The sequence below is a fragment of the Microcoleus sp. A6-C6 genome (assembly GCF_036705955.1).
Lineage (GTDB): Bacteria > Cyanobacteriota > Cyanobacteriia > Cyanobacteriales > Microcoleaceae > Microcoleus.
The window spans coordinates 1-5,947 of sequence record NZ_JAUBVR010000146.1 but is presented as its reverse complement, the minus strand read 5'-3'; the positions used below and the strand labels follow the sequence as shown (position 1 = coordinate 5,947).

Here is a 5,947-nt window from a genome sequence, read left to right as displayed (position 1 = left end):
ACGGTCAAGGTTCCTACATTTATGCAGATGGAACTAAGCTAGAAGGTAATTGGCAACAGGGTCAACTTCAAAAATAACTCTTTGATATACTCACCGTCTTTTCAGATGGGGTGATTCTTGACGCTTACTTAATAAAAAGATGTACATAGCACAATTAAACCTATCTATCAGTGATATTACTGGCATTGTTCAGACTATTGCAGTAGTTGTATCACTGATTTATTTGGCAATTCAAGTTAAAGAAAGTACAAAAGCAACCAAGGGTGCAACCTATCAATCAATTATTAGCGCTTGTGCAGAGCTTGAGTCACGTATAAGCCAGGATAATGAAGTGGCGCGGATATACAAGTTAGGCATAACAAATCTGGAAAAATTAAATGAGAATGAATTCACCCGGTTTAACGAGCTTATTTGTAGTTTTTTTAATCTGTATGAAAATTTGTATTATCAATATAAAAATAAGTTGTTAGAAGAAGAATTATGGGCTGGTTGGTGCCTAAATATGCGGAATGACTTACAACAAAAAGGGGCAGCAGCTTGGTGGAACTCAAAAAGTCATCTTTACAGTAAAAGCTTCCGTGAATATGTTAATTCAGGAAAATGTCCTAGAAATTAATTTTGCTTAAGGGCATAACCTATCAACTGATATCAATATAATATAGCGGTTCTCACTAACATGAGGTACACTTTATTCTGTGAATGCCAGGATTTTCGAGGCTTTTTCTGTACCGCCACCTACCTGAGAAAGGCTATAGTATGTTTCTACAACTAAAAAAACAAGGCCGACGAATTGTCTCATTATTAATGAGTTTTATTTTAGTTTTGCTCCTCAATAATGGGGTTCAATCCGCGCCTCAAACCGGTAATCAAATTCTTTGGGATACCTATGGAATTCCACACATTTACGGAGAGAATACTAAAAGCCTTTTCTACGCTTTTGGGTGGGCGCAGATGCAAAGTCACGGCAATCTTATTTTGCGCCTTTACGGACAAGCTCGCGGGCAAGCTGCCGAATTTTGGGGCGAAGATTATCTGGAGTCTGATCGCTGGGTGCAAACAATGGGAATTCCCGATCGCGCGCAAGCATCGTATGAAGCACAAAATCCTAATTTTCGGAACTATATCGATGCTTTTGTTTCGGGAATGAATGCCTATGCAAAAGAACACCCAGATGCGCTCACCGAAGAATTAAAGGTAGCATTGCCTCTGAAACCAACAGATGTATTGGCTCACGAGCAGCGCGTTATCAATTTTACTTTTATAGTCGATCCAGAGCGCGTTGAAAAGCTCACTGAGAATAATACTCCTAAAGGCTCTAATGGTTGGGCGATCGCTCCTTCTCATTCTGAAAGCGGCAATGCCATGCTATTGGCAAATCCTCACCTGCCTTGGTCGGATTTATTTCTCTGGTACGAAGCACAATTGACTGGTCCAGAAATTAATGCTTACGGAGCTACTCTCGTCGGATTTCCTGTTTTAACGATCGCCTTTAATGACAATTTGGGATGGACTCATACTGTCAACACTCACGATGGCTGGGATGCCTACGAATTGCCCCTCGCTAAGGATGGCTATCGCTTCGATGGCAAAGTCAGAAATTTTGAGAGGGAAGAGAAGGTTTTAAAAGTCAAAGAAAAGAATGGAAGCTTGCGCTCGGAATCTCTAGTCGTGCGACGTTCCGTTCACGGGCCAATTTTATCAGAAAAACAAGGTAAAGCGATCGCCCTGCGCGTTGTCGGAATCGATAAATCAGGAGCCCTTCAGCAGTGGTGGGATATGGCACGATCCAAGAATTTTTCTGAATTTGAAGCTGCTTTAAAGCGCTTGGAAATTCCCATGTTTACCGTCATCTATGCCGATCGCGAGGGGCATATCATGCACTTGTTTAACGGTCAAGTCCCCATTCGCAAAAACGGAGATTTTAAATATTGGTCAGGCATTATCCCCGGCGATACGTCAGAGACTTTGTGGAGCAAAAATCATCCCTATGCGGATTTGCCGCGTGTTGTCGATCCACCGAGCGGCTGGTTGCAAAATGCCAACGATCCGCCTTGGGGGGCAACGTTTCCCCGCGCCATCTCACCGGATAATTATCCCTCCTATATGGCACCACGTGGCCCGATGGACTTGCGATCGCAGCGATCGGCAAAAATGCTCTTAGAAGATGACAAAATCTCTTTCGATGAATTGATGCAATACAAACATTCCACTCAGGTAGAACTCGCCGATCGCCTCCTCGATGATTTAATTCCCGTCGCGCAACAAGGCAGCGAAAAGGCGCGCCGCGCGGCAGAAGTGCTCGCAGCTTGGGATCGCAAAGTCGATGCCGACAGTCGCGGCGCGGTGCTGTTTGTCTTTTGGAAAAAAGCGATGAAGAGCGATCGCTTATTCGCCAAACCTTGGCGCGAAGATGCGCCGCTAACTACGCCAGACGGGTTGGCAAATCCTGCTGAGGCGGTGCGGGTATTAGAAGCCGTAGCAGCCAAAGTTGAGGCAACTTATGGTGCGTTAGATGTGGCGTGGGGGGAAGTCTTCCGATTGCCTGGGGAGGCGAATCTGCCTGCTAATGGGGCTGACGGTTCTTTGGGGGTATTTCGCTCAGTATCGTTTGTTCCTGGGAAAGGCGATCGCTTTGAAGCGGTTGCGGGGGATTCTTTTGTCGCTGCGATTGAGTTCTCGAATCCGGTGAAAGCGATGGCGCTAAACAGTTACGGCAACGCCAGTCAACCTGGTTCGCCCCACGCCGGCGATCAGTGGCAGCTCTTTGCTCGCAAGGAATTGCGGCCTGTATGGCGATCGCGATCGGAAATTGAAGCTCACCTGAGCTCGCGCCAGAAACTATAGCAGAAGGAAGTTCGGCAACGGATTATGTAACGGATTTAACGGATGTCAGGAAGAAGTTATATCAAATCCGTTAGCATCGGAATTATTCCTCTCTGTATTCTCTCCCTCTGCGTTCTCTGCGCCCTCTGCGGTTAAATCATTCCGATACAACAGGAAACGATATTAGCCATCGCGCAGCAGCCGGCAAGCATACCCACCGACTGCAACGAGCAATAAGCCGATCGCGGAAATAGCGTATAACAAAGCCATGCCAGCACCGGCACCCGTACCGATAATTGGGCCAAAAATAGCTGCTAAAAAACCTCCCGGTTGCATGGCGGGTTCAAAGACGCGATCGGCAAGTGGCCCTGCGATCAATAAACCGATCGCTGACGCCAATTGCACAATAACTGCTCTGGTAGCAAAAACGCGCCCCTGTACCTCTGGCGCGACTTTCGCCAGCCATATCGCCTCGTTGGAACTGCCGAGGATGGGGAAATTGAAAGACGAACAAAATTGAGCGGGAATCCAGATGAAAAGCGACTGACCAAAAGCAAAGACTATTTTACTCAAGCCTGCGCCTGCCATGCCGAGCAGAAAGCCCCGGATTCGGCGTTTGGGGCCGCCCCAAATACTGATGATCAATGCTCCTAAAACGCCACCTGCACCGGCGGCTGAAAGGATAGTACCGAGGATTCTGGCATTGTTGCCGGTGCGTGCCAGAATCATCGGTGAGTAGAGGACGGCGCCGATGTCGTGAGCGAACCAGAATAGCGAAACGGACGCCAGCAAGGCAAGCAAGCTGGGACGCTGGACGATGTAGCGGAATCCGAAGCTGAGTTCTTGCAATAGGTGGGAGTGAGTCTGCTGGGGATTGGATGCGATATTGCTCTGCAACGCTGACGCGATCGCGGGCTGGGGTATTTTGACAGATAATAGCGTGGCGATCGCGATTGTAAAAGTTGCCAGGTCGATCGTAAAAATCCCGCCGGGCCCAATCGCAGAATAGAGAATCCCCGCCAGCGTCGGAGCAATAATACTCGCGCCGTATTGTGCCAAAAAACTTAAACTGCTAGCGCGGCTGTAATGCTTTTCTGGCATCATTGTGGCGATCGCTGCTGAGTAAGCTAGCTGTTGAATTTGGTCAAAAACTCCGTTAATCGCAGCCGCTACATATATATGCCATATTTGCAGGTTGTGGCTGATATAAAGTAATAGGATAACAAGCGTTAACAAAGCTGAAACCGTATCACCGATCCCCATCAGAAATTTTCGATTCCAGCGATCGACGAGAATGCCAGCAACCGGAGCGAGCAAAATGCGCGGCAATTGAGTAAAAAACATCAACAAAGCCAAAGCAGTCGCTTGACTGGTGGACTCCCAAATCCAAATAGTCAGCGCAAACCCAGACATAGCGCTGCCAATCATCGAAGCAGTTTGTCCCAGCCAGAGTTGAATAAATTTTTGCATGAAATAGGCGATTGATAGGATTAAAAATTCAAAGGATAGGGACTTTCAGGTAGAAAAATAAAACTTGTCTAGAACCACAGGTCGAGCTCGTTAAAACCAAGGCCATTGTTGACTAATTGGAGATAATTTTTCATATTGCTGTCTCGCCTCCTTGCGGTAAAATTTCGCCAAATGTCGCTGCCGCCACATCAGTACACCCGTCATAAAAAGTACAATCGCTGCTAATCCTGCGATCGCGTGTACCAGCCGCAAGTAAATTCCGCCATAGCTGCCAATATGTAGCGGATAAAGCGAGTTGAGAATTCGATTGGCTACAGAAGCTGAATTTACACTGTCAGCCCGCAATATTTCGCCACTGTATTGGTCAAGATAAATGGTGCTAATCCCGTTTGGGTGCGAGTCAGTGGGGAATTTTTTCCTGACTTTAAAAGTTGCTTCAGGTGTCAAAGGCAGAGAAATAAAAGTGGTTTTAGCTTCCGTCCAAACGGTGTTAACTTTGTCTAATATTTCATCAAGGTTTTGCCTCGAACTGCTAGATTGGGTATGAGAAGTCAATGCTGGCTGTGGCTTTTCATTTGTTACCCAATACAGAGCAGATTCAAACGGCGTATAAAAAATTATCGCTGTCCCTGTAGCGGAAATGAATATGAGAAAAGCGACCGATATAATGCCAGAAACGTTATGTAAATCAAATACAGTCCGCTGCCAATGAGCTTGCCAATTAATCGAAAATCCGCGAGCCAAATTGCGCCAACCAGTCCACAATACCAAACCCGTAAAAGTTAATCCTAGCATTACTAGACCGCAAATACCTACCACAAAATGACCAAATCCTCCTGCAGCTAATTCCGCGTGTAACGTAAACATAAAACCAGTAAAAGTTTCTTTATCAAGGCGCGCACCCTTAATTTTGCCGCTGTAAGGATTGACATAAACGCTCACTACTTCCTCACTCTTTGACAGCATCGAAACTTGACAAACTTCCTTCGCTGATCGCGGCAGCAAGATACTAAGAGCTTGATTGTGCGGATAAGCTTTTTCGACAATTTGCAGGACATTTTCCAGCGGTATCCGTTCGGCTTGAGGAATAACTTGCAGGAGTTGGGGATTGAAGAACCGCTCGATTTCTGGACCGAAAACCAGTAAGCTGCCCGTTAAAGCAATTACTGCTAGAAATATTCCTACCACCAACCCCAAATACAAGTGCAATTTGAATGCGAGTTTGCGGAACTTCATCTCGAATTTTTCCTCGAAGCCGTTAACTGTTCTCATTAGGGTAAAACCGATAGTCCGACAGGGAATGATCTCAAATCTGTTAGCATCGGAATTATTCCTATCTCTCTTCTCTTTATCTGCGTGAATCAGCGTCAATCCCTTGTCATCTGCGGTGAAAAAATTCTCTTTTTTGACCGCAGATACAGGCAGATCAATACAGATTAACGCAGATGAATTAGATGGATTCCGGTTGGTTGCACCATCTATGATTGTTCACCCTTCGGCTTCGCTCATGGCATCGCTGTTGAGCGGATTTTACGGCTGACGATGCTACCGGAATTGATCTGAATTCTCTGGCGGATTAGCGGGTGCGAGGACTGGCAGACTAACAGCTTAAATTGACACGCCTTGGGTTCTTGGAGTGTCCCTACGGGGGATA

The 5,947-nt window shown here is 46.4% G+C and carries 4 protein-coding genes; 2 read left to right on the top strand and 2 right to left on the bottom strand.

Annotation, left to right across the window (positions count from 1 at the left end):
- Nucleotides 1-139 precede the first annotated feature (139 nt).
- Nucleotides 140-616, top strand: coding sequence for a hypothetical protein (locus QUB52_RS28455; protein WP_332975555.1), 477 nt, complete (start codon nucleotides 140-142; stop codon nucleotides 614-616).
- A 140-nt stretch (nucleotides 617-756) separates the two neighbouring features.
- Nucleotides 757-2,844: an acylase gene (locus QUB52_RS28450; protein WP_332975554.1), complete on the top strand. Its 2,088-nt coding sequence runs from the start codon at nucleotides 757-759 to the stop codon at nucleotides 2,842-2,844.
- A 162-nt stretch (nucleotides 2,845-3,006) separates the two neighbouring features.
- On the opposite strand, the gene QUB52_RS28445 is transcribed toward QUB52_RS28450, so the two are convergent.
- Nucleotides 3,007-4,293: an MFS transporter gene (locus QUB52_RS28445; protein WP_332975553.1), complete on the bottom strand. Its 1,287-nt coding sequence runs from the start codon at nucleotides 4,291-4,293 to the stop codon at nucleotides 3,007-3,009.
- Nucleotides 4,294-4,383: 90 nt separating this feature from the next.
- Entirely contained in the window at nucleotides 4,384-5,529 is a 1,146-nt protein-coding gene (locus QUB52_RS28440) for a PepSY-associated TM helix domain-containing protein (RefSeq protein ID WP_332976327.1), read from the bottom strand.
- Nucleotides 5,530-5,947: the final 418 nt, after the last annotated feature.